The sequence below is a fragment of the Pantoea sp. PvP021 genome, from assembly GCF_054056055.1.
The window spans coordinates 1,131,603-1,154,711 of sequence record NZ_JBSRXX010000001.1 but is presented as its reverse complement, the minus strand read 5'-3'; the positions used below and the strand labels follow the sequence as shown (position 1 = coordinate 1,154,711).

Here is a 23,109-nt window from a genome sequence, read left to right as displayed (position 1 = left end):
TCTGGATACGGCGTGCTTTTTTTCGGGCACCTGAACCCTCTCAATCGGCTTACAGGATTAACTGCCCGGGTCGGCAGCCATACAGTTTAGCGAGACGTTCACGCGTCTTTTTCTGCGGCTTACTTTCAATACGCTCCAGTTGAGAGATCGCACTTTGCGTGGTCCCCAACTGCTGAGCCACATCATGCTGGCTAAGCCCCCGCCAGATGCGCCAGGCCGCCTGAAGACTCACTTCCTGCTCAATCATAATCCCTGCAACGTCGTGCGGGATCGTCTCATCGTCGTGCTCGTCAGCCTCCACAGGAATAGTCTCCCATTCGCCATCGCTGGCCGAGAGCAGCCTTTCATATTCCGCCACCGGCAAGACCACAAACTGGGGTTTGCCTGCTTCATCATAGATGTACTGTTTTGACATAGTTTATCCGGGTAATTGTGTGTCGCAGCAGAGGTCGTGAGTGCGTAAGGCTATGCCGGTATCCAAAAAGCTTTAGTAAGTGACGGATGTTCTTCTTGCTACCTCTGTAATTTCCAGAATCACCGGTTCGCCCCCGGTTAACGTAAAAAGGACCCGGTAGTTGCCAACCCGCAGCCGGTAGTGATTATCTCTGCCCTGCATTTTTTTAATGTCCAGTGTGACGACCGGGAAACTGACTAACTCACCCACCTTCTGGTAAATGATTTTCTGATAACGTTTGTCGATCTTCATAAGGTGCTTCAATGCCCGCCTGGACCAGTCTACCCTGACCATTCTGCACCCCGTTTCAATGAACTTCTTCCCTGAGCCATGTGTAAATAATAAGATAGCAATCTAATGCTATCAACATTATTTTTCTTATTATCTAATGTTTTGCTTCACCACGTCGCCGGGTGCGTACCCGGCGCACAGCCTGACGTCGCACAGAGCTGTGGGGTGCCGGGCAGCCAGGCGGCCGCTCGCAGCCTCACTCCAAACCCCCACGGCGTTAATTCGTAACAGGGCAGGTTATCCTTAACCTGCGGCGCAATGCCGGAGCCTGTGCGCTGATCGGTGGGATGCTGCTGCAACAGCCACGCGGTGCGCGCCAGCGACAGCCGGACCTGGCTGCCGTGGCCCTCAGTAATGCGTCGCCGTAATCCCTCCAGTACCGCCGCCGCCAGCAGATAGCCGCTGGCATGATCCAGCGCCTGCACCGGCAGCGGGGCCGGTTTATCGCTCTGCTGCCACTGCATGCCTCTTTCAGCAATGCCGCATCCCATCTGCACCAGACTGTCAAAACCCCGGCGATTGCGCCACGGACCCTGCCAGCCCCAGGCATTCAGGCCGGCATCAACCAGACCGGGTGAGAGTGACTGAAGGGTCTCCGCGTCAAACCCGAGCCGTTCCAGCGCATCTGCCCGATAGCCATGCACCAGCACGTCTGCTTCACGCAGCAGGTGGATAAACTGCTCGCGATCGGCGGGCTGAGTCAGATCCAGCACCGCTCGTCGCTTGCCGCAGCTCATCTCTTCATCCAGCGTCGGCTCCTGCCAGCCGGGCGGATCGATGCGCAGCACGCTGGCTCCCAGGCTGGCAAGAAAACGGGTAGCGACCGGCCCGGCAATAATCCGCGTCAGATCCAGTACTTTAATGCCCATTAAAGGACGGGCTTCGGCCAGCGGCCACTCCGGCGCCGCTGCCTGTTGTGTGGTCTGCCAGCTAAACAGCGGTTCGCGCTGCACGGCCTGGCCCTGCGGATGCTGCTGCCAGGCGGCGGCACTGCGCATCTCTGCGGCACAGCCACCCGCATCAATAACGGCCTGCTCCAGTTCGCTGGCCTGCCACTGTTGCACCTGCTGCGCCAGTGCTGCGCGATCGGCGTGCGCGCCCAGCACCCGCTCCATCGCCAGCCGATGATGCGCGGCGTTGGTGTGCAGACGGATCCAGCCATCCCGGCTGCGATAGTCACCGGCAAACGCATCCCACATCGCGGGCGCCGCGCGATTCAGCGGATGGAAGCTCTGCTGAAACCAGCGTGACGCCAGCCGGACGTTAACGGTGACGGTGACGGGCGGAGAGGCGAATTCAGGGCGGGATGTGGCGATAAGCGCAGCAGCAGCCTGCGTTGCCAGACCGATGCTCGTGGCCGCCAGTTCACTGACGGCAAAGGCAGAAGAGAAGGTGGCGCGATCAACGAAGGCGGGGAGAGGCCAGGCGGCATCGCGACCTCGCAATCCCTGCTGCATCTGCTGCCAGAGAGAGGCGGCAAGCGGTGAGTCCATGTTGTGCTTCCTGAGAGAGGTGATTTCTCAAGCATAGCACGCGGGATTAACGACGCCGCAGGCGCGGGAAGCGGGCATGCATCCGCAGGCTACGCAGGTTGATTACGGCAATAGCAGTGCCAAGGATCACCAGCGACGCACCGATAATCTTGAAGCTGTTGAGGCTGTCGCCCAGCACCACAATTCCCATCAGCACGGATAATACCGGCGTCAGCAGCGAGTAGGGCATGATCAGGTTGACGTTATATTTCTTCAGCAGCATATACCACAGTGTATAGGCGACAATTGACGAGGCGATAGCGCTGTAAAGAATGGCAAACCAGCCATGCCAGCCCGCATTTTGCAGGGCGTAGAGCTGATGTGATTCCATCAACAGACTGGATGCGCCGACGACAGGAATGGCCAGAAACGCAATCCAGCCGGTCATGGTCAGCGGTTTAATCGGCGGTGACTTTTTCACAATCAGGTTGCTGACAGCCCAGCCGGTGGCGCTGCACAACAACAGACAAAGCACCCACCACGACGGAATCGTCGGGCTGCCGGAGAGCACGACGACGCCGCTCAGCGAGATCATAATGCCCATCAGCTGCACCAGCTTCAGCTTCTCTTTCAGCACCACCATCGCCAGCAGCATGGCAATGGGTGTACCGAGCTGAACCACAATCGCGCCGGTGCCGGCATCGGTATAGCGCAGGCCGACAAACAGCAGCGAGAAGTGCATAAAACCGAACGTGAAAGCCAGCAGCAACAGCCAGGGTAGCTGCTGACGGTTAATCCGGCAAAACGGTACCAGTACGATGGCGACGACCAAAAAGCGCATAAACGTCAGGAAAAGTGGTGGAAGCTCCAGCAGGCCCCATTTCACCGCAACGTTGTTGAAGGCCCAGATTGAAACCACCATCAGAATCAGAAAAAAATGCCGCACAGCCACGATAATATCCTTTCGATGTTTTTTTGCTTAGCCCGCTAATGATGGCACGAACTGCGGCATTGCAGCCAATCGCAGGGAGAAATTTTCTGCGATTGCGGCGCAGCCTGATGAGACTTTCGGGCGCGTTGCTGGCAGACTGATTTGAAACGACTTCTTAAAGGAACTGATTCGGTATGACCTACACGTCCGCCTTACCCCTTGCGTTAATTCAGCTTGAAGTCCCACCTGCTAACGTCGTCTCAGAGATTGGTGAACAGCCGCGCTGGTTTATCGACGCGTTAAACCTGCAACCCGATGAATACCTGATTGTACGGCCCCATCTGGGCGAGGCGCTACCCGCTTTCGACCAGATTTCCGGGGCGATCCTCAGCGGTTCCTGGGCGATGGTCACCGATCACGCTGACTGGAGCGAACGCAGCGCCGTATGGATTCGGGCAGCGATGGATAACGGCTTGCCGTTGCTGGGGGTCTGCTACGGTCACCAGCTGATGGCCTATGCGCTGGGTGGCGAGGTGGCGGACAATCCCAATGGATGGGAACGCGGGCTGTTACCAATCAACTGTATGCCGGAGGCGCAGCGCGATCCGCTACTGAAGAAATTGCCACAGGACTTCAGCGTCTGGCTGTCACATCGCCAGTCGGTGATCAGCGCGCCACAACAGGCGCAGGTGCTGGCCGCCTCTGCGCGCGATGGCTGTCAGATTGTCCGTTATTCGCCGCAGGCGCTATCGGTGCAGTTTCATCCTGAATTTTCACGGCACATCATGAACGTTTGTATGCCCAAAGGCTGTACAGAAGATGGGGCAAACGCGATGGAGGGGAAAGACTGGGCGCGTGAGTTGCTGGTGGCGTTCTGGCAACAAACGCGCCCTGCAAAGGCGCAAGCTCAGGGCGCGTAGTGACGCGTGCAGCGATAGACCCAGGCGGGTGGCACGTTTTTCAGCACCCGCTGGCGCTCCCAGGTGAAGTAGCGCGACAGGTCTGGCTGAGTCAGCGAGGTATACTGGAACTGTACAAAGACGCCGTTGGGCCCGAGCGCGTTATACACCGCACGCAGAATCGCCTCCCGCAATTCAGTGGGTAATGAGAGCAGCGGCAGGCCGGAGAAGATCACGTCATATTCTCCGCTCAGGTACTCCGCTGAACAGGTGCGCACCGTCATGCGCGGATCGTTCAGCGCATTAAGCTTATCGGCCAGCGTGCTGCTGATCTCAAAGGCATCCAGCGTGGCATCGGGTGACATCTGCGCCAGTATCTGCCGCGTCAGTACACCGTCGCCTGCGCCGAGTTCGGCGATACGTAACTTTTCAGGCCATTCCACCGACGTAATCATGGTGCGGCACAGCGCCTCTGACGAGGGCGTAATGCTGCCCATCTTGCGCGGGTTGCGGATAAACTGATGCACGAAATTGGCTTTAGCGCGCATCAGGGTAAAAGCTGAAGCCAGCATGCTCATCTCCAGAATGAATTCATCCTCACGTTGACCCCTTTGTGCCGCACAAGTTTCTCTCTGACCAGCCTTTTGGGTAAAAGTCGGAATTATCTAAAGACGAAGCGTAAACACCCATTCCTTCGGGGCGGTCACAGTTTCCGGTTAACAGAACTGACAGGCTCTTGATGATGCTTCATGTTAATAATAAGTTTCATCATTGTTACATCAGTCACCTGTCAGGAGAATGATCATGCGTTATGCCGCCCCCGGAGAACAGGGTTCTCTGATTACCCTACAAAAGAATTATGGCAACTTCATTAATGGTGAATTCGTCGCGCCGGTGAACGGCAACTACTTCACCAATACCTCCCCGGTGAACGGCTCTGCGGCCGGTGAGTTTCCGCGCTCAGACGTTGCCGATGTTGATAACGCTGTGGCTGCTGCGGCAGCGGCGGCGGAAGCCTGGGGCAAGACCTCGCCGCAACAACGCTCGCTGCTGTTACTGAAAATCGCCGATCGGCTGGAACAGCATCTGGAGACGATGGCGGTCTATGAAACCTGGGATAACGGTAAACCGGTTCGCGAAACCCTGGCGGCCGATATGCCGCTGGCCGTCGATCACTTCCGTTACTTTGCCGGTTGTGTCCGGGCGCAGGAGGGCAGTGCCGCCGAGATTGATGAGTTCACCGCCGCCTATCATTTCCATGAGCCGCTGGGCGTGGTAGCGCAGATCATTCCATGGAACTTTCCGCTATTAATGGCGGCGTGGAAACTGGCTCCGGCACTGGGCGCGGGTAACTGTGTGGTGCTGAAACCGGCTGAGCAGACCCCGCTGTCGATCACCGTTTTTGTCGATCTGATTAAAGATCTGCTGCCGCCGGGTGTGCTGAATGTGGTGCATGGGTTCGGCAAAGAGGCGGGTGAAGCGCTCGCCTCCCATTCCGGCATCGCCAAGGTAGCCTTCACCGGCTCTACCGCAACCGGCGGTCATATTCTGGAGCTGGCAGCAAAAAGCCTGATCCCCTCGACCGTCGAGCTGGGCGGTAAATCACCTAACATCTTCTTTGAAGACATCATGCAGGCGGAGGAGAGCTTTATAGAGAAAGCCGCCGAAGGCGTCGTGCTGGGCTTCCTGAATCAGGGCGAGGTCTGTACCTGTCCGTCGCGGGCGCTGGTACAGGAGTCGATCTACGAGCCCTTTATGGCGGCCGTGATGAAGCGAGTAAAAACCATCAAACGTGGCGATCCGCTGGATACCGATACCATGGTAGGCGCGCAGGCGTCGCAGCAGCAGTTTGATAAAATTCTCTCTTATCTTGAGGTTGCCCGACAGGAGGGCGCGGAAGTGCTGGTGGGCGGTGGTGTAGAGAAGCTGGATGACTCACTTAACAGCGGCTACTACATTCAGCCGACACTGCTGAAAGGCAACAACAGCATGCGCGTTTTCCAGGAGGAGATCTTTGGCCCGGTCATTGGCATCACCACCTTTAAAGATGAGGCAGAAGCAATCAGTATCGCCAACGACTCCATCTATGGGTTAGGTGCTGGCGTCTGGACCCGCGATATCAACCGTGCTTATCGGGTGGGCAGGGCGATTAAAGCCGGGCGCGTCTGGACCAACTGTTATCACCTCTATCCGGCGCACGCTGCCTTTGGTGGCTATAAGAAGTCGGGTATCGGGCGTGAGACTCACAAAATGATGCTGGATCACTATCAGCAGACTAAAAACCTGCTGGTCAGCTACAGTATCGAGCCGCTGGGCTTCTTCTAGTTCTGGCCCGCAACCTGCCAGGATAACCCTGCACTCTTCCCTAAGAACCACGCTACGGCGTGGTTTTTTTTGCTCAACATAGCCGGGCATGCTGAGAAGCATCAGAAGCGTGGCGATGGCTGCAATGCCGATAAAGAACAATTAATCAGTCCTTTCTTAAAGCGACGCCGGGCCGTTTTGCGCTTCGCTTATCTCGCTTCACGACCACCTCATCCTCAGCCCTTTCTGAACCGTACCGTAATGAAACAACTTGCTGATTTGTAACCATTATCTCACTTTTTCTTACGCTAAAAACTGCCACGTATTACGGTCACCTCGCCGTTAACCTTCATTCCGGCCTGGTGAAGCAGCGCCATTTTTTACATGAGTTTTTTTAATGCTGACTACAGGGGTGTCTGTTTTCTGTGTAAGAATACTTCATAGTTGCTCATCTTGTTAGGAATAATCCTAAGTGAGTGATTAAAAGTAACACATATTTGCACTAAGTAAATTACTTAAACTTTACTTAAGTAAAATCTTATGAAAGTGGCCCGTTGAAATTTTGTCAATCTTCTGTAAACTCGCAGCTTATGTTTACAAAGGGATTGTGATTTTATACCTACGGGCAGGATATACCTGGCTCGTGCGGTAGCTATGAGCTTATACACATATTGTAACTTACTGAATGTGATCGTAAAAACAGGAAAATCAGTCTATGCGCTGCGCTTTTTTCTTTTGTCAGCGAATAGCGTCTCAAGTGTAAATCTGAGTCAATATGTCAGTTTTCGGCCAGGGATGGCATAAGTAAAGCTTGGGTTTTGCCTGCCTCATCCAATCTGACGGAAAAAAATAGATCATGTTTCTGATCATTTCTTGCCAGCTCAGATTTCTCGCTGCACCCGTCCCGGTCGCCATAGTTGCTTTTTAATAGTTAACGTTAGTTGATCTTTTAACGTGCCTCGCCATGGCACTTTAACGCTATTTGCTTAAGGTTTTTCTTTTAGGCTGGCACTAAGTGGCGCTCTATCAGCACCACATCCCCGATTTTCATTACTGACAACCGGCCTCTGGCCACTCTCCAGGATATGAATGGAACACAACATGAAAAAAATGGTGAAGCTCCGTATTGCGTTAGGACTGATGTTTGTTTTTTCTGTCGCGGGTTGTAAAACGCCGCCAAAAATGACGGATGACACGCTGGTCACCAGCACCGTGGATGGCGTGGTGATCAGTCACCGTTATGCGGTTAAACCGCCTGCGCAGTTCAGCCCGGTCAATGAAACCTACCGTGCGCTCTATCCCGCTTCGGTGATGAGCCATCCGAGTTTTGGCGGCAAGGTGGTGGAGACGCTGAAAACCGGCGAAAGCTACACCGTGATTGGTCAGGTAGAGAACAACTGGCTGGCGCTGGGTGAACCCGCTCAGGCGTCAGCAGAACCTGAACCGGGTAAAGCCAGCAGTGCCGTTAAAGAGTCAACGCCCTCCGCAGCACCGCAGGCAACTGTTCAGCTGACCGGCTATGTGCCGTTTCGCGCCGTGGTGAAAAGCGAGCTTTACGATCAGACGATTAAGGCTGACCAGCCGAAGCGCCGGGTGCGCAGCAGCAAGAAGAAAACCTGTGTTGCGGTAAACGGTGACAGCACCGCCTGCCAGAACAGCACTAACGGAACCTGGATTATTAACTAATCGCACTAAGCAGGGAGGGCGGGATGATGACAACAACGCAATGGCGTGGGGCGCTGATAGTGCTGCTGACGTGGCTGATGACCGCGTGCAGCAGTACTCCACAGCCCGTTGCCTGGTACAACCTGGACGTTCAGGCGCAAAACCAGGTTAACGGCGGTGCGCCGCTGAAAGTCCGGGTGGTATTACTGACCTCCGATGCGGAGTTTATGTCGGCTGACTTCTACTCCCTGCAAAACCAGTCCGCTAATGCGCTGGGTAATGCGCAACTCAATACGCAACAGTTCTTCCTGACTTCCACTCAGCCCCATAAAACGCTGCGGATTAAGAGTCTGCCCGAGGCGCGCTTCATCGGCATCATGGCGGAATATCAGGCGCTGGATGGCAAGGTCTGGCGACTGTCGCTGCCGGTTCCCGAAGGCGAATCACCCTCATTCTGGGCGTTCTGGAAGCGTGACGATGGTGAGCTGAATGCGCGCATTGTGGCGGGGATTAACGGCCTTCGCGTGGAAAAACAGTGATGTCTATGAACAGAGCCGAAAAGGTGGTCTGGACCGAGGGGATGTTTCTGCGTCCTCACCATTTCCAGCAGTCAGAAAATTATCTTCTCAGCACCCTGCGTGAGTGGGGCCAGTCGCAGCGCGCCTATACCTGGGGTTTTTACGATCTGGAGTTCGATGAAGCGCTGCTGCGCCAGGGGAAACTGGCGCTGAGCGCCGCCAGCGGTTGTCTGCCTGACGGCACGTTTTTTGCCTTCAGCCAGCCACAGCACGGTCCGGCCCCGCTTGATCTGCCTGCCTCCGTTGACCGCAGCAAAGTGGTGCTGGCCATTCCGGCACGCCGCAATGGCCGCGAAGCGGTGGCCTTTCAGGAGTCGCAGGATTCTCTGGCGCGCTACCTCGCCTGGGAAGCGGAAGTGGAAGATGACAATGCCCAGGCCGTGGGCAGCGCCACGGTGCAGTTCGGCAAACTGCGTCTGCGGCTGATGCTGGAACAGGATCTTACCGCCGAGTGGACCGCCATGGGCGTGGCTCAGGTGATTGAAAAACGCAGCGACAACCATATCCGGCTCGACAGCGACTACATCCCGCCGATGCTGACGCTTAACAGCAGCCGTCCGCTGCAAAACATGTTTAACGATCTGCACGGGCTGATCCAGCAACGTAGCCAGCAGCTGAGTCAGCGTGCGCCGGGCACCGGCCGTTTCAACAGCGCGGATATGGTCGATTTTATGCTGCTGGCGCTGCTCAATCGTCAGCTTGGCCTGCACACTCATCTGCAACATCTGCCGCTGCTGCATCCTGAAACGCTCTACAGCCACTGGCTGCAACTGGCGGCGGAGCTCAGTACCTGGACGCCAGCCCGCGCGCCCGATGGCCTGCCGCTCTACGATCATGACGATCTGCACAGCTGTTTTAGCCGCCTGTCACTGCTGCTGCGTCAGGGGCTGTCCCAGGTGATGGAAGAGAGCGCGATTCAGCTGCCGCTGATTCAGCGCTCGCACGGTCTTAACGTCGCGACCGTGCCGGAGAGCAGTATGGTGCATGAGTTTGGCTTTGTGCTGGCGGTGAAAGCCAGCGTACCAGCCGACACCCTCAAAACCCACTTCCCGGCGCAGATGAAAGTCGCCCCGGTCAGCAAAATTCGCGATCTGGTGCAGTTGCAATTGCCCGGTCTGGCACTTCGGGCGATGCCCGGCGCGCCGCCGCAGATCCCGTGGCATGCCGGATACAGCTATTTCGAACTGGATAAGAACAGCGAGCTATGGAAAGAGATGGAGCGCTCGGGCGCTTTTGCGCTGCATCTTGCCGGTGAGTTTCCAGGTCTGAACATGGAGTTCTGGGCCATTCGTAGTCAGTCAGAATCATAAACTGAGCACGCAGCATGATGCAGGAACAACAAAAATCACACAGCGATCTTGCGCCGGAGGCCAGCCATCAGAATGTGCTGGTCGCGGCGGCCAACCCCCTGATTAACGCCATTCCTCAGATCCGTCACTCGGTATCACATGAAGACCCGGCGCAGCTGCGTCAGCAGCTGATCGATCAGATTCGGCGCTTCGAGCTGAGCTGCCAGCAGTCAGGCCTGGGCTATGAAGTGATCATCGGCGCGCGATACTGTCTCTGTACCGCGCTGGATGAGGCGGCGGCGCTGACGCCGTGGGGCAGCCGCGGCGTCTGGACCAGCAATGGTCTGCTGGTCACCTTTCACAATGAAACCTGGGGCGGCGAAAAGTTTTTTCAGCTGCTGGCTAAGCTGTCGCAGAACCCAAGACGCCACATTCTGATGCTGGAGTTGATCTACTTCTGCCTGCTGCTGGGGTTCGAAGGACGCTACCGGGTGCTGGACAACGGTCGCTCGCAGCTGGAGACCATCAAACAGCGCCTGCTGCAGATGATCAAAAGCGTGCGTGGCAATTATGCAGCAGCGCTGTCTCCGCATCCCACCGATCAGCCGGTCCTGCGCAAATTGTGGCGGCCAATGATCCCGCTGTGGGCCTGTGCGGCGGTGGCGGGGCTGGCGGCCTGCCTGTTCTATATCGTGCTCAACTGGCGTCTCGGCGATTACACCTCGCCGGTACTGGCCCGTATCTATCAGACGGCGCTGCCGGAAGTGAAGATCGGCAACCCTGCGCCACCACCACCCGCCACGCTGAATCTGCGCGCTTTCCTGAAACCGGAAATTGATGCCGGGCTGGTAGCGGTGCGTGACGAAGCGGACCGCAGCGTGGTGACGCTGAAAGGGGACGGACTGTTTGCCTCGGCGGCCACCGAAGTACGTGGACGTTACACCGACGTAATCCAGCGCATCGCTGCTGCCATGAACAATGTCAGCGGCCAGATTCAGGTGATTGGCTACAGCGATAACGTGCCGATCCGCAGTGCCCGCTTCGCCTCCAACTTTGAGCTTTCGCTGGCGCGTGCCCGGTCAGTACAGACCCTGTTGCAACAGCAGCTGGCGCAGCCGTCACGGGTGAAAGCGGAAGGGCGCGGTGAAAGCAATCCGCTGGTGCCTAATAACAGCGCAGAAAATCGCGCACGTAATCGTCGTGTTGAAATTACCCTGCTGGTGGCACCGGATGCGACGCATGCCGAACTCAACGGCCTGGCGAGAGGGAACTGATCCATGCTGAATATTCTGTTTGCGGTGCTGACCAGCCGCCTCGCGTGGGGCTTTGTCGGCATTACCGCGCTCTCTTTTATCATCTGGGTGATTGGCCCGGTGTTCTCAATCGTCGATTCGCGCCCGCTTGAGCCGGAGCAGAACCGCATTATCAGTATCGCGCTGCTCTATCTGGTGTGGGGCTTAGGCCAGGCGATTCCGCGGCTCTATAACATCTGGCTCAATCGCAAGCTGATGTCGAGCCTCGAAACCGGCAAAAGCGATGCGCCGGAAGCCGATCGTCAGCGCCTGACCAGTGAAGAGCAGGTGCTGGCAGGGCGTTTCTCTGAAGCCACTGACATGCTGAAAAAGGCGCACTTCCAGCGCCACAGCAGCAAGGGCACGCCGTTCTGGGCACAGCGCTTTGGCCGTCAGTATCTCTATCAGCTGCCGTGGTACATGATCATTGGCGCGCCCGGTGCCGGTAAAACCACCGCGCTGGTCAACTCGGGGCTGCAGTTTCCGCTGGCAGATAAATTCGGCAAGTCGGCGCTGCGCGGCATTGGCGGCACCCGCAACTGCGACTGGTGGTTCACCAATGACGCGGTGCTGCTCGATACCGCCGGGCGCTACAGTACCCAGGAGAGTCAGCAGGAGCGTGATGCCAGCGAATGGCATCATTTTCTCGACCTGCTGCGTAAATATCGCGGACGTCAGCCGATCAACGGCGTGATCGTCACGCTGAGCGTTTCCGATCTGCTGTCGCAGTCGCCCGAGGCGCTGCGTAATCAGGCGCTGGCCCTGCGTCAGCGGCTGATGGAGTTGCACGATCGCCTTGGCATCCGTTTCCCGGTCTATGTGCTGGTCACCAAAGCGGATCTGCTCAAAGGCTTCCGCAGCTACTTTGCCTCGCTGGATAAAGCGCAGCGTGAACAAATCTGGGGATTCACCTTTCCCTGGGCGAAAGCGTCCGCCGCCGATTTCGAACTTAATAACCAGTTCCAGCAGGAGTACTCCCTGCTGCAACAGCGTCTGGATGCCGGACTGGCCGATCGGCTGCTGACGGAAAGCGACGCGCAGGCGCGGGCAGAGAGCTATCTCTTCCCGCAGGAGTTTGCGGCGCTGCGACCGTTGCTGGCAGACGCGCTCGACACGTTGTTTGCCCGCTCCGATTTTGAAACCCAGTTCGCACCGCGCGGTATCTACTTTGCCAGCGGCACCCAGGAGGGACTGCCGTTTGACCGGGTGATGGGCGAGCTGAACCGCGCACTGAATCTGCCGGGGCAGCAGGCTGGCGAGTCAGGAAGCTGGGATAAGGTCGATAAAGAGTCGCCCATCCCGCAGAACAAAGGGCAGAGCTTCTTCCTGAAAGGGGTGCTGGAAAATGTGATTTTCCAGGAGTCCGGTCTGGCGGGCAGCAACCGCTGGTGGGAGCTGCGCAACCGCGCCGGGCTCTGGTCGGGTTATCTGGCGCTGCTGCTGATATTGCTGGTGGCCGGGGCGCTGTGGCTCACCAGCTACAGTAAAAACAAAGCCTATCTGCAGGAGATGGCCGCTAAAGCGCCGCAGGTTGAACAACTGGGCGATCAGCTTCAGCAGCAGGTCAATGGCGATCTCTTTGCGCTGGTGCCTTATCTCAACACCCTGTTGCACCTGCCGGAGAGCGCCGACTTCTCACTGGAAGCACCGCCGCTGACGCGCCGCATGGGGCTTTATCGCGGCACCGAGGTCAGCGATGCCACCCGTGCGCTCTACGACAAGGCACTGAAACAGCTGCTGTTACCGCAGGTGGCGCAGAACATCACCCGCTGGCTGCGTAATGACAACGGCAGTGATGCTGACTACAGCTATGAAGCGCTGAAGGCGTATCAGATGCTCTATCAGCCAAAGCACTATGATGGCAAATTCCTGCAGGCGTGGCTGATGCTTAACCTGTCACGCGAACTGCCGCAGAACGTCACTCAGCAGCAGGTGAAACAGCTGGCGTGGCACCTGCAACAGTTGCTGGAGACGCAGATTCACTCGTCGCCGTATGCGAAGGATGAAGCGCTGGTAAAGCGCGAGCAGGCGCTGATTAATCAGATGCCGCTGTCACAGCGCGTCTATGGACGGCTGAAGCGCCTGCTGCAACGTGATGACAGCCTGCAGCCGGTGACGCTGGCGGCGCTGGGTGGCCCCCAGAGCGAGCTGGTGTTTTCCCGCAAAAGCGGTAAATCGGTCAATGACGGTGTGGCGGGTCTCTATACGCCGGATGGCTACTGGCAGCACGTGGATAAGCAGATTGCCCCGGTGACCCAGGCGTTGTATCAGGACGATCTCTGGGTGCTGGGCGGCGCGGCGCCGCAGCAGAAAAGTGAGCAGACGGATCTTGCGGTGCGGCAGCTCTACGTGCAGGACTATATCCGGCAGTGGGAGCAGTTCCTCAGCGACATTCAGCTCAACAGCAGCGCCGATCTCTCGCAACGCATCAACACCGCCCGTTTGCTGTCGGGCAACCATTCGCCGCTGCGCCAGCTGGTGATCAACCTCGGTGGTCTGCTGACGCTGAACCGGGCGCAGCCGGATGAGAAAACCGCGCAGGCAGCAAAGCCGTCGGATAACAGCGCCACCCGCACCCTTGAAGCGCTATTTACCTCGCCCGAGGCCAGTGCCGCGCGCGGACAGGCCGCTACTCAGGCATTCCCGGAGCAGGCCGTCGCGCTGCACTTTGCGCCGGTTCTGGAGCTGGCCCAGCCGCTGCAGCAGGGCAGTAAGGTGCTGGCGGTGGATGACTTCCTGCATCAGATTGACGATCTCTATCGCTACCTCACCGCCGTGCAGGATGCGGCGAACAGCGGGATGCCGCCACCGGCCAGCGATGCCATCAGTCGTCTGCAGGCCAGTGCCGGCCGTCTGCCGGGTTCATTGCAGAACATGGTTTCCAGCATGGCGGTGGGTGCCAGCAGCGACGCACAGCGCCGCGATATGGATAACGTCCGCAAACGCATCACCATGGAAGTGGGCAGTTTCTGCCGCCAGGCGATCGCCGGTCGCTATCCGCTGGTTCGCTCTGCGCGCAGTGAGGTCACACCAGACGATCTGGCGCGGATGTTTGCACCCGGCAGCGGCATGATGGACAGCTTCTTCCGCGACAACCTGGCCAGCAAAGTCGACACCACCAACGCGGCGTGGCGCTTTACGCCGGGCATTGACGGTAAAACCCTGCCGGGTGGCGAAGCCCTGCTGCGGCCCTTCCAGCAGGCGCAGTCAATCCGCGATGCTTTCTTTGCCAACGGTGCGACCACGCCCGGCTTCCGCGTCACGCTGCGCACGGTAAAAATGGATAACGACATTCTTAACCTGACGCTGGATGTGGATGGGCAGATCTTACGCTACAGCCACGGACCGCAGGCGGTACAGATGGTCAGCTGGCCCGGCCCCGGCGGCACCAGCCAGGTGCGGATGCAGCTGGGTCTGACCAACGGCACCACCTCCACGCTGGTCACCAGCGGTCCCTGGGCGCTCAATCGCTTCTTTGACCGCGCCCGACTGACAGCGGCAGGCGGCCTGACCCGCGAAGCGAGTTTCAGCGTGGACGGTCATCAGGTCACGCTGTCGTTCACCCCTGGCAGCATTCGTAACCCGTTCCAGCTTCCCGGCTTTAGCTGCCCCTGAAACAGGACCCGACAATGACTCATTACGCTGCACCCTGCTGGTACGGCAAAGTGCCCAGCGCGGGTGACTTTGTGAAGCGCCGCTTCCCGGACGTGCTCTATCGCCAATGGTCCAGCTGGTTTCAGGTGGGCCTGCATCACTGGCAGAGCAGTCAGGAGAGTGATAACGCCCCGTCGCGCCCGTTCCTCAACGCGCCGGTCTGGAATTTTGTGGTGCCGCCGATGCTGGGCAGCCAGCTGATTCAGATGGGCTGCCTGATTGCCGCGCGTGACAGCGTGGGCCGTAACTACCCACTCTGCGCACTGCGCCACTTCACGCCCGCCGAGTGGTCGCCAGCCCTGCTGGCGCGCTCCGGCGAGTGGTATCAGCAGGTGGGCAATACGCTGCTGCGGGTGGTGCAGGGCGGCGGGTCACCGGAGCAGCTGGATCAGGCGCTGATCAGCATTCCTCAGCCGCAGCCGCCGCAGGAGTCGGACGAGACGTCAGACATTCTCAACGTCATCGGGCATGGCGATACCCCTTCGACACTGAACTGGACACTGCCGGGCGAGAACTTCGACCCGCAGTTCTACACCAGTTTCTGGTGGACCAATCAAAGCGACGGTTTCCCGCTTTATACCCAGGTTCACAGCGGTAATTTTACCGCCCAGCTCTTTTCATTGCTGTTTGATCCGGCCGGTGGGGCAAAGCCGGGACGAAACGGACTTTATCCCCCGATGTTTGAATCCTGAGGCGACACGCATGACGATGAATACAGAGGCTCTGCTGGCTCCGGTCAGCGAGGACAATCCCGGCGGCGATAACCTGGAGTACCACGCTGATTTTCAGGCGATGGAGCAGGCCAGCGCCGGTAAAGCGGAGCAGCAGTTTGGCAACACCATCATTCCGGCAGAACCGGCCGACTGGAACAGAGTCGAGAAGCTGGCGATAGCGCTGCTGGCGCGCAGTAAAGATTTGCGGGTAATGCTGGCGCTGACCCACGCCTGGACCGAACTGAAAGGGCTGCCGGGCTATGCCCAGGGCCTGAAGCTGATTGAACAGGCGTTGTTGCTCTACTGGGAGCCGCTGTGGCCCCGGCTGGAGGAGTTCGGCGAGCAGGATTCCTTCTACCGCATTAATGCGCTGGCGTTGCTGGGTGACAAAACTGATCTGAGCGGCGCGGTGCGTCAGTGCTGGCTGCTGCGCTATCCCTCTGACGGCATCACGCTGCGCGATGCGGCCGCCCTGTGCGACGGCAGTAAAACCGAAGTCGCGGACTATCCTGGCGGCCTGCCGCGTCTGATCGACGAACTGGCGCGCGGCGACCAGCCTGGTATTGAGGCGGTGCTGCAGATTCATGAGCGGCTGCAGACCATCTGCGAAACCGTGACCGAACGGCTGGGCGAAGCCGCGGTGCCGGAACTCACACAGCTGCGCAGACAGATTGCGTTGATCGCTGAACGTTGCCAGGCCACCGATCTGAATGCGCTGATCCCCACAGCCGCCGTGGAACAGCCCGCAGAAACCGCGGCATCGCCTGCACCGGCCAGCCCGCGCGCTGCCGCTGACTGGCGCACGGTGCAGATCAGTTCCCGCGCCGACGCGCAGCTGATGCTGGAGAAAGTAAAGCTCTACTTCACCCAGCATGAGCCGAGTCATCCGGCCCCGCTGATGATCGACCGTGTACAGCGCTTAATCGAGCGCGACTTTCTGGAGATCATCCGCGAACTGGCACCCGACGGCGTACATCAGCTGGAAACCATTTTCGGACGTCGCGATTAAGCAGGCGTGACGCACACACACTCAGCAGGACCTGCGCGCCTGCTGTGACACTTTATCCGCGCATCATGTATGGAGAAAACCATGGCAACAAGCAAATCCAGTGGGCAGAAGTTCATTGCCCGCAATCGCGCGCCTCGCGTTCAGATTGAGTATGACGTGGAAATTTATGGCGCGGAACGCAAAATCCAGCTCCCGTTTGTAATGGGCGTGCTGGCGGATCTGGTGGGTAAACCGCTGGAGCCACAGCCAGGCATTGATGATCGTAAATTCATGGAAATCGACATCGACAACTTCGATGAACGCATGAAAGCACTGAAGCCGCGCGCCGCGTTCCAGGTAGACAATACCCTGAATGGCGAAGGCAAGCTGAACATCGATCTGACCTTTGACAGCATGGATGACTTTTCGCCGGACGCGGTGGCCCGCAACGTGGAGCCGCTGAGCAAGCTGCTGGAAGCGCGTACCCAGCTGGCTAACCTGCTGACCTATATGGATGGCAAAAACGGTGCGGAAGAGCTGATTGGTAAGGTGCTGCAGGATCCTACGCTGCTGCAGGCCCTGACCCATCTGCCAAAGCAGGATGAGGCCACTGAAGGTAAGGAGCCGCAGGCATGACGCAGACTTCACAACAACCGCAGTCGCAGGGCGCAGCCAGTTTCAGTCAGGATGAGTTCAGCGCGCTGCTGAATAAAGAGTTCCGGCCAAAAAGCGATCAGGCACGTGCTGCGGTCGAAAGCGCGGTGAAAACCCTGGCGCAGCAGGCGCTGGAGAACACCGTTACCGTCTCCAGTGATGCCTATCGCACCATTCAGGCGCTGATCGCGGAGATCGACGAAAAACTGTCGCAGCAGGTGAACCAGATTATTCACCATCCGGAGTTTCAGTCGCTGGAAAGCGCCTGGCGCGGCCTGAGCTATCTGGTGAACAACACCGAAACTGACGAGATGCTCAAAATCCGCTTTATGAGCATCTCCAAGCAGGAGTTGGGCCGCACCCTGAAGCGCTACAAGGGTGCCGGCTGGGATCAGAGTCCACTGTTCAAGAAGATTTATGAGCAGGAGTATGGTCAGTTCGGCGGCGAGCCGTTTGGCTGCCTGGTGGGCGACTACTACTTCGACCACAGCCCGCAGGATGTTGAGCTGCTGGGTGAGATGGCGCGTATCGGCTCAGCCGCGCACTGTCCGTTTATCACCGGCACCGCGCCCGAAGTGATGCAGATGGAGTCCTGGCAGGAGCTGGCGAATCCACGCGATCTCACCAAAATCTTCCAGAACACCGAATATGCTGCCTGGCGAAGCTTGCGTGAGTCGGAAGATGCACGCTATCTGGGTCTGGTGATGCCGCGCTTCCTGGCGCGTCTGCCTTACGGCATCCGTACCAACCCGGTCGACAGCTTTGACTTTGAAGAGCAGACCGATGGTTCCGATCATGGCAACTATACGTGGAGCAATGCGGCTTACGCGATGGCCGCCAACATCAACCGCTCCTTCAAAGAGTATGGCTGGTGCACCGCAATCCGCGGCGTGGAGTCGGGTGGGGCAGTGGAAAATCTGCCGTGCCACACCTTCCCGAGCGATGACGGCGGCGTGGATATGAAGTGCCCGACCGAAATCGCCATCAGCGATCGTCGTGAAGCCGAACTGGCGAAAAATGGCTTTATGCCGCTGGTGCATCGTAAAAACTCTGACTTCGCTGCCTTTATTGGTGCGCAGTCACTGCAGAAGCCGATGGAGTATCACGACGCCGATGCCACCGCCAATGCCCGTCTGGCCGCGCGTCTTCCGTACCTGTTCGCCTGCTGCCGTTTCGCGCACTACCTGAAATGCATCGTGCGCGACAAGATCGGCTCCTTCCGTGAGCGTGATGAAATGGAACGCTGGCTGAACGACTGGGTAATGAACTATGTCGATGGCGATCCGGCTAACTCCTCGCAGGAGACCAAGTCACGCAAGCCGCTGGCGGCTGCCGAGGTGAATGTGGAAGAGCAGGAGGATAATCCTGGCTATTACTCCGCGAAATTCTTCCTGCGTCCGCACTACCAGCTGGAAGGGCTGACGGTTTCTCTGCGTCTGGTCTCTAAGCTGCCGTCGCTGAAAAATGATAATGCGTAAGGGCTGAAAGGGAGGCGTGATGCCGGGGATGACCGGGCATCACGTTTCCCTTGAGTCACAGAGTTAACCGGGACAAAGGGTTTTACGCTCCCGGTTTACGGGAAAGATTGCTGCATAAAAAAGGATGTGGGACATGGATTCACCGAAAAATATCGCCGATGGCATGCTGGGCCTGTTCAATACCAAAAAGAAATCAGGCGTTGAGACGTTTATGGTGAGTGCAATAAGTGGATTTACCTCTATTCCGGGTGATCTCTATGCGCTGACCAAAGACTTTTTAGATAGCGATCATCGCTGGGATAACGAGACGGATCGTATTCGATTGCTCACCTTACTGAAAAAAGGGGCGACCAGTGACGATCTCAGGAAACTAATTAAGCTGGTGGTTGAGCAATATATTAAACGCCTTAATGAACAGCAGTTAGAAAAAATGCTGGTCAAAATGGGCGGAAGCGCTGCAGGCTCTTTTACGTTTAAATACCTTTTTGTGGATGCGATCGTCTCACGATTTTTTAGTCGGGTCATACCTAAGTTTCTTTTTAGCGCGGGGATGACAGGGATCATCACAATTGGCGCATCAGTTTCAAGATCGATCTATACCTCCAGAGATTTGATGAAAAAGAACAAGGAGGTGTACGCATTGCTGCGCGGAGCGGGCGATCTTGATTTACTCTATTTCCTGCTGGAGGACAACATTGATCCCTGGCTGGATGCAATTGCATTGCAACAGAATAACTCCCCGCTCGCCAATGAGGTCTTTACTAACTTTGTGGAAGGAATGCATGATGTTTAAAAAGGCCGCTCTCTTTTTAATGAGTTATCTGCTGACCTTTTTTTCTGCCCTGATATTAATTACCTGCTCGGGTTATTATATTCTGTTTTTTGACTGGGACATATCAGTAATGGGTAAGGTTATTAACGCAGTCCTGATTATTATTTCAATAACTGCGTCAATATCGCTTTATGCCGTGGCGCAAAAGTTGAAGCAAATTAATTAACCAGTTTTCTGCGTGATATCTTAATTAAAATAAAAATAAAGGCCACGCAGACGGCGGTGAAGAGAATTTTACCAGCAATAATCCCGGAGGAAGAAAGAGTAAAGTTTTCATAGCGAGCAACCAGATATATCGAACCAATAATATCAGCGATGGCATAGAGAGAGAGCAGCGACAACACGACTATCAGGAAAAGTGAGATGATCTTTTTCATATTCATTCCTTCTGTGAACTTTATAAGCGCCTGCTTACTATAAACGATCTGCCAGGATGCTGTCTATGAAATGACCGCCTGGGCATGAGGTCTATGGCAGGGCATCAGATTATCTGCTGTTGTTCTCGCCATGAAAATGCATACCGATTTTTGTCCGGTTAAATAACCGGCAATACGACGTCTGGAATATGGTTTATAACGATATTTCAGAAGCAAGGCAAAGGTAAAATATGGACTGTTTTATTCAGCCCCATGCTTTTCTTTTTGCCATATCCTTGCTTTTTTGAAAGCAATAATCTTAACCAATAAAGAGTGAAAGATAATGGCTATTGATATGTTTATGAAGGTTGACGGAGTCACCGGCGAGTCTAAAGACTCAAACCACACTGGCTGGACTGATATCACCTCTTTCTCATGGGGTGCTTCTCAGCCAGGCAACATGTCTGTTGGCGGCGGCGGCGGTGCGGGTAAGGTTAACTTCAACGACCTGCACGTTAATGCACTGATCGACAAATCGACCACGGCGTTGCTGAAGAACTGCGCAAGCGGTAAACATCTCGCTAAAGTCGAACTCTCTATCTGTAAAGCGGGTGGCTCTCAGGTTGAGTATGCACGCATTACCCTGGAAGATGTTCTGGTTACCGCTGTAAATTACAATGGTTCCGACAACGGCGATACCCTGGGAATGACCTACTCCTTCCAGGCTTCTAAAGTGAAGCAGCAGTACTGGGAGCAGAGCTCTTCCGGCGGCAAAGGCGCAGAGAGCAGCGCCGGCTGGGACATCAAAGGCAACAAAGAAGCGTAATTCTGGTCAGCAGCCTCCCCTCAGGGGGAGGCTATAAAGGAGTTTTGCGATGGTACATTTAAGACCTCAATTTTCGGCCGCCTGGAACCGCTTCTCAGAAGTTAATGTTCCCGTTGAGAAGGTTGGGGAAATATTGGGTGGTAAAGTAGAAGCGAATATCTCCTCCGGAATTTTCGAGAATGCCTGTCCCATCAGAATGAGCTATGTCCTTAATTACACTGGTGTTCCCATACCCGCCAACAGTCGTTATGCAACCGTGACGGGAAAAGACAAAAAGCGTTATATGTTTCGCGTCAACGATATGATGGACTTTTTAGTCGGCGCCTTCGGTCAGCCAGACCTGAACGTGACGTCACCAAAACCCGGTTCATTTAACGGTAAACAGGGAATTATTGTTTTTCAGGGCAGTGGCTGGAGCAATGCCCGCGGACACGTGACACTCTGGAATGGCAACATCTGTTCTGATACCTGTCACTTCCTGGGTGGCGCAGAAAATGGTAGTTTTGTTCCTGATGTTGCCTCCCTGTGGATACTAAAATGAAAAAATTCCTGATGTTATTTGCCCTGACGTTATCTCCAGCCGCGCTGGCGATATCGCCACCGGCGCCTGACTCATTCAGGCAACCGCAGATTTTCAGCAACTGGCTTCTGAACCGTTGTGCAGGTAAAGCTGCCACTGACAAGGCTTTTACCGATGATGCCTTTAAAAGCGCATCAGCCTGGTTAGAGGTAAGCCATCTCCCTGTTGAAGCTTTCAGCGAAGGCGATAAGTTAATCAATGCCTATCTGAAGATGAACCTGACTGGCTCGGTCACAGGAAACTTCAACATGATGAAATGCACGTTGCTTTCGCAAAGCCAGGATGCTGAGGCGCTTTACAATAAGTATAAGAAATAGCGTTTATTTTTAAGGGAATTAAAAGTTGAGGCAGCGCTAAACATCAGCAGCGAATTTTCAAAAGAGAATATGTTTAGTTAAATGAAGCCGATAATTAATCCTGAAGTTGAGCAGTGTAGTGTAAATTACTCTTATACGGAACTTGCCACATGATGAACAAAGTAAGTCATTTGATTATGATGGTGCTTATAGTTTCACCTTCATTTGCTTTGGCGAAGTCAGTTTCACACTTTGAAGGAAAAATATTCAAAGCGGATATTGAATATGGTTGTGATGAAGGTAACGTCACCTGTGATGATGTTTCGCGTAAGTCAACCAGAGTAAAAGACAATTCATCGATATTTCTTAAAGGTGAAACCATAAATTCAAATTGTCCTGACGTCTGCGACTTCCGGGGTTATCGCTTTACTAACGGCCAGTATGATTATTCGTTTTATCCAAGCCAGAAGGGCAGCGGCCTCTGGGAATATATTGTAACCTTTAAAAGTAAAGTTATTGCTCGGGATCTTGGGGTGATTAAATAACATCGTTTATAAAAAACCCGGCATATTGAGTCTGCACTTGTTCTCAGGCATAGGTGTGTTATTACAGGTGAGATTTTCAATGAGAAATTATTTTTCTTTGTTGCTGTGTGTCACAGCTTTTTATGTTTCCCCCGTCTATGCAATCAGTGATTGTTCAAACGGCAATAATGACCAGGAAGTTTATACCTGCACCCAGAAAAACAGGAACGAAACTGAGCTTGATTTAAACAAAGAATATAAGCTGGCTAAGACCAGAGTTGAAACGCTTTTTAAAGGTGACAACAAAGAGTTAAGCCAGTATATGGATGCGTTGACTGAAGCTCAACGAGCCTGGCTGAAGTATAGAGAGAATGATTGTAAACTGGCTTCTTATGCTGCAGATAAGGGAAGTGATTTAAGTAACGCTAATATTAATATGTGTACTTCTGAACTTAACGAGCAAAGAATTAAAAAACTTAAGTTAATTCCTTATCATTGATGGTGCAGACTGCTGAGAAAAATATGAAGAGACTGCATAAATTGGCTTTAATCACTGTGTCTCTTTGCATCAGCGCTTCAGCGCTCGCTGAAGATACCTGTGCAAAACAGCCTTCAGACGGTGCGCTATTTCAGTGTACTGTTCAGCAGAAGAAGCTGGCGGAAGATGACCTCAACAAAGAATACCAGACGGCTAAAAAACGCATTGTACAGATGTACGGCACGCAGAAAAAACTGGCTGATGACTATGTCGGCACGCTGGTGGATACCCAGCGTAACTGGCTGAAGTATCGTGATGGTCAGTGCAAGCTGGAAGCCTTTGCCGCTGAAGATGGCAGCAATGCGAATGCGGTTGCCACCAACCTCTGTGTTATCCGCATCGACAAAGAACGCACTGCTATTCTGAAGCAACTGCCTTACTGATTATGTCGTCGTGCTCAGGGTTTACAGGCTGGGCACGATATTCTCTATGAATATCACTCTCTGCATTACGCTGTAATCCCGTTTTTTCAATGCCGGTAAATAATTCTGTATA

Annotated in this window: 24 protein-coding genes; 18 read left to right on the top strand and 6 right to left on the bottom strand. The window is 55.4% G+C overall.

Features of this window, described 5'->3' with window-relative positions:
* Positions 1-49: 49 nt before the first annotated feature.
* From ACVKSX_RS05290 to ACVKSX_RS05275, 4 genes are all read right to left on the bottom strand, one after another.
* Positions 50-415 carry a helix-turn-helix domain-containing protein gene (locus tag ACVKSX_RS05290; protein ID WP_010246157.1) on the bottom strand — a complete coding sequence of 122 codons (366 nt, stop codon included), beginning with the start codon at positions 413-415 and terminating at the stop codon, positions 50-52.
* Between the two features lie 72 nt (positions 416-487).
* Positions 488-748: a type II toxin-antitoxin system RelE family toxin gene (locus ACVKSX_RS05285; protein ID WP_061901548.1), complete on the bottom strand. Its 261-nt coding sequence runs from the start codon at positions 746-748 to the stop codon at positions 488-490.
* 104 nt (positions 749-852) lie between these two features.
* Positions 853-2,238: a CoA transferase gene (locus ACVKSX_RS05280; RefSeq protein WP_354438466.1), complete on the bottom strand. Its 1,386-nt coding sequence runs from the start codon at positions 2,236-2,238 to the stop codon at positions 853-855.
* A 46-nt stretch (positions 2,239-2,284) separates the two neighbouring features.
* Positions 2,285-3,169 (bottom strand): DMT family transporter, encoded by an 885-nt coding sequence (locus ACVKSX_RS05275; RefSeq protein ID WP_354438465.1) that lies wholly within the window; start codon positions 3,167-3,169, stop codon positions 2,285-2,287.
* 173 nt (positions 3,170-3,342) lie between these two features.
* Between ACVKSX_RS05275 and ACVKSX_RS05270 the strand changes: the two genes are divergently transcribed.
* Positions 3,343-4,068 (top strand): glutamine amidotransferase, encoded by a 726-nt coding sequence (locus ACVKSX_RS05270; RefSeq protein ID WP_354438464.1) that lies wholly within the window; start codon positions 3,343-3,345, stop codon positions 4,066-4,068.
* On the opposite strand, the gene ACVKSX_RS05265 is transcribed toward ACVKSX_RS05270, so the two are convergent.
* Positions 4,056-4,619, bottom strand: coding sequence for a class I SAM-dependent methyltransferase (locus ACVKSX_RS05265; protein ID WP_010246144.1), 564 nt, complete (start codon positions 4,617-4,619; stop codon positions 4,056-4,058). The two genes, ACVKSX_RS05270 and ACVKSX_RS05265, sit on opposite strands and share 13 nt — an antisense overlap.
* A gap of 232 nt (positions 4,620-4,851) precedes the next feature.
* Here ACVKSX_RS05265 and exaC point away from each other — a divergent pair, with 232 nt between their 5' ends.
* The 11 genes from exaC (at position 4,852) to ACVKSX_RS05210 (ending at position 19,455) form a co-directional block, all read left to right on the top strand.
* The gene (gene exaC, locus ACVKSX_RS05260) at positions 4,852-6,372 is read left to right on the top strand and encodes an acetaldehyde dehydrogenase ExaC (protein WP_010246141.1); all 1,521 of its coding nucleotides are present in this window, start codon (positions 4,852-4,854) and stop codon (positions 6,370-6,372) included.
* Positions 6,373-7,440: 1,068 nt separating this feature from the next.
* The gene (locus ACVKSX_RS05255; protein ID WP_010246138.1) at positions 7,441-8,037 is read left to right on the top strand and encodes a hypothetical protein; all 597 of its coding nucleotides are present in this window, start codon (positions 7,441-7,443) and stop codon (positions 8,035-8,037) included.
* Positions 8,038-8,060: 23 nt separating this feature from the next.
* Positions 8,061-8,555, top strand: a complete 495-nt coding sequence (gene tssJ, locus ACVKSX_RS05250) for a type VI secretion system lipoprotein TssJ (protein ID WP_010246135.1) — start codon at positions 8,061-8,063, stop codon at positions 8,553-8,555.
* Between the two features lie 5 nt (positions 8,556-8,560).
* Positions 8,561-9,904 carry a type VI secretion system baseplate subunit TssK gene (gene tssK, locus ACVKSX_RS05245; protein WP_010246132.1) on the top strand — a complete coding sequence of 448 codons (1,344 nt, stop codon included), beginning with the start codon at positions 8,561-8,563 and terminating at the stop codon, positions 9,902-9,904.
* Between the two features lie 14 nt (positions 9,905-9,918).
* Positions 9,919-11,157, top strand: a complete 1,239-nt coding sequence (locus tag ACVKSX_RS05240) for a DotU family type VI secretion system protein (protein WP_010246128.1) — start codon at positions 9,919-9,921, stop codon at positions 11,155-11,157.
* 3 nt (positions 11,158-11,160) lie between these two features.
* A complete protein-coding gene (gene tssM, locus ACVKSX_RS05235) occupies positions 11,161-14,790 on the top strand; it encodes a type VI secretion system membrane subunit TssM (RefSeq protein WP_354438463.1) in 3,630 nt (1,209 codons plus the stop codon).
* A gap of 14 nt (positions 14,791-14,804) precedes the next feature.
* Complete coding sequence (gene tagF / locus ACVKSX_RS05230; RefSeq protein WP_010246121.1) at positions 14,805-15,521, top strand: type VI secretion system-associated protein TagF; 717 nt, start codon at positions 14,805-14,807, stop codon at positions 15,519-15,521.
* Positions 15,522-15,537: 16 nt separating this feature from the next.
* Positions 15,538-16,551 (top strand): type VI secretion system protein TssA, encoded by a 1,014-nt coding sequence (gene tssA / locus ACVKSX_RS05225; protein ID WP_354438547.1) that lies wholly within the window; start codon positions 15,538-15,540, stop codon positions 16,549-16,551.
* Between the two features lie 81 nt (positions 16,552-16,632).
* A complete protein-coding gene (tssB, locus tag ACVKSX_RS05220; RefSeq protein ID WP_010246114.1) occupies positions 16,633-17,166 on the top strand; it encodes a type VI secretion system contractile sheath small subunit in 534 nt (177 codons plus the stop codon).
* Positions 17,163-18,662 carry a type VI secretion system contractile sheath large subunit gene (tssC, locus tag ACVKSX_RS05215; RefSeq protein WP_010246111.1) on the top strand — a complete coding sequence of 500 codons (1,500 nt, stop codon included), beginning with the start codon at positions 17,163-17,165 and terminating at the stop codon, positions 18,660-18,662. The genes tssB and tssC overlap by 4 nt, the downstream gene beginning before the upstream one ends.
* Positions 18,663-18,795: 133 nt before the next feature.
* On the top strand, positions 18,796-19,455 hold the full coding sequence (locus tag ACVKSX_RS05210) for a hypothetical protein (RefSeq protein WP_010246109.1): 660 nt from the start codon (positions 18,796-18,798) through the stop codon (positions 19,453-19,455).
* 197 nt (positions 19,456-19,652) lie between these two features.
* On the opposite strand, the gene ACVKSX_RS05205 is transcribed toward ACVKSX_RS05210, so the two are convergent.
* The gene (locus ACVKSX_RS05205; protein ID WP_010246103.1) at positions 19,653-19,871 is read right to left on the bottom strand and encodes a hypothetical protein; all 219 of its coding nucleotides are present in this window, start codon (positions 19,869-19,871) and stop codon (positions 19,653-19,655) included.
* A 322-nt stretch (positions 19,872-20,193) separates the two neighbouring features.
* On the opposite strand from ACVKSX_RS05205, the gene ACVKSX_RS05200 reads away from it, so the two are divergent.
* From ACVKSX_RS05200 to ACVKSX_RS05175, 6 genes are all read left to right on the top strand, one after another.
* On the top strand, positions 20,194-20,676 hold the full coding sequence (locus ACVKSX_RS05200; protein WP_010246100.1) for an Hcp family type VI secretion system effector: 483 nt from the start codon (positions 20,194-20,196) through the stop codon (positions 20,674-20,676).
* A 49-nt stretch (positions 20,677-20,725) separates the two neighbouring features.
* Positions 20,726-21,217, top strand: a complete 492-nt coding sequence (locus ACVKSX_RS05195) for a type VI secretion system amidase effector protein Tae4 (protein WP_010246097.1) — start codon at positions 20,726-20,728, stop codon at positions 21,215-21,217.
* Positions 21,214-21,573, top strand: a complete 360-nt coding sequence (locus tag ACVKSX_RS05190) for a T6SS amidase immunity protein Tai4 family protein (RefSeq protein WP_010246094.1) — start codon at positions 21,214-21,216, stop codon at positions 21,571-21,573. The genes ACVKSX_RS05195 and ACVKSX_RS05190 overlap by 4 nt, the downstream gene beginning before the upstream one ends.
* 149 nt (positions 21,574-21,722) lie before the next feature.
* Positions 21,723-22,097 (top strand): hypothetical protein, encoded by a 375-nt coding sequence (locus ACVKSX_RS05185; RefSeq protein WP_354438462.1) that lies wholly within the window; start codon positions 21,723-21,725, stop codon positions 22,095-22,097.
* Positions 22,098-22,176: 79 nt separating this feature from the next.
* The gene (locus ACVKSX_RS05180; protein WP_033767000.1) at positions 22,177-22,575 is read left to right on the top strand and encodes a lysozyme inhibitor LprI family protein; all 399 of its coding nucleotides are present in this window, start codon (positions 22,177-22,179) and stop codon (positions 22,573-22,575) included.
* Between the two features lie 41 nt (positions 22,576-22,616).
* Positions 22,617-22,997: a lysozyme inhibitor LprI family protein gene (locus tag ACVKSX_RS05175; protein WP_233600676.1), complete on the top strand. Its 381-nt coding sequence runs from the start codon at positions 22,617-22,619 to the stop codon at positions 22,995-22,997.
* Positions 22,998-23,109: the final 112 nt, after the last annotated feature.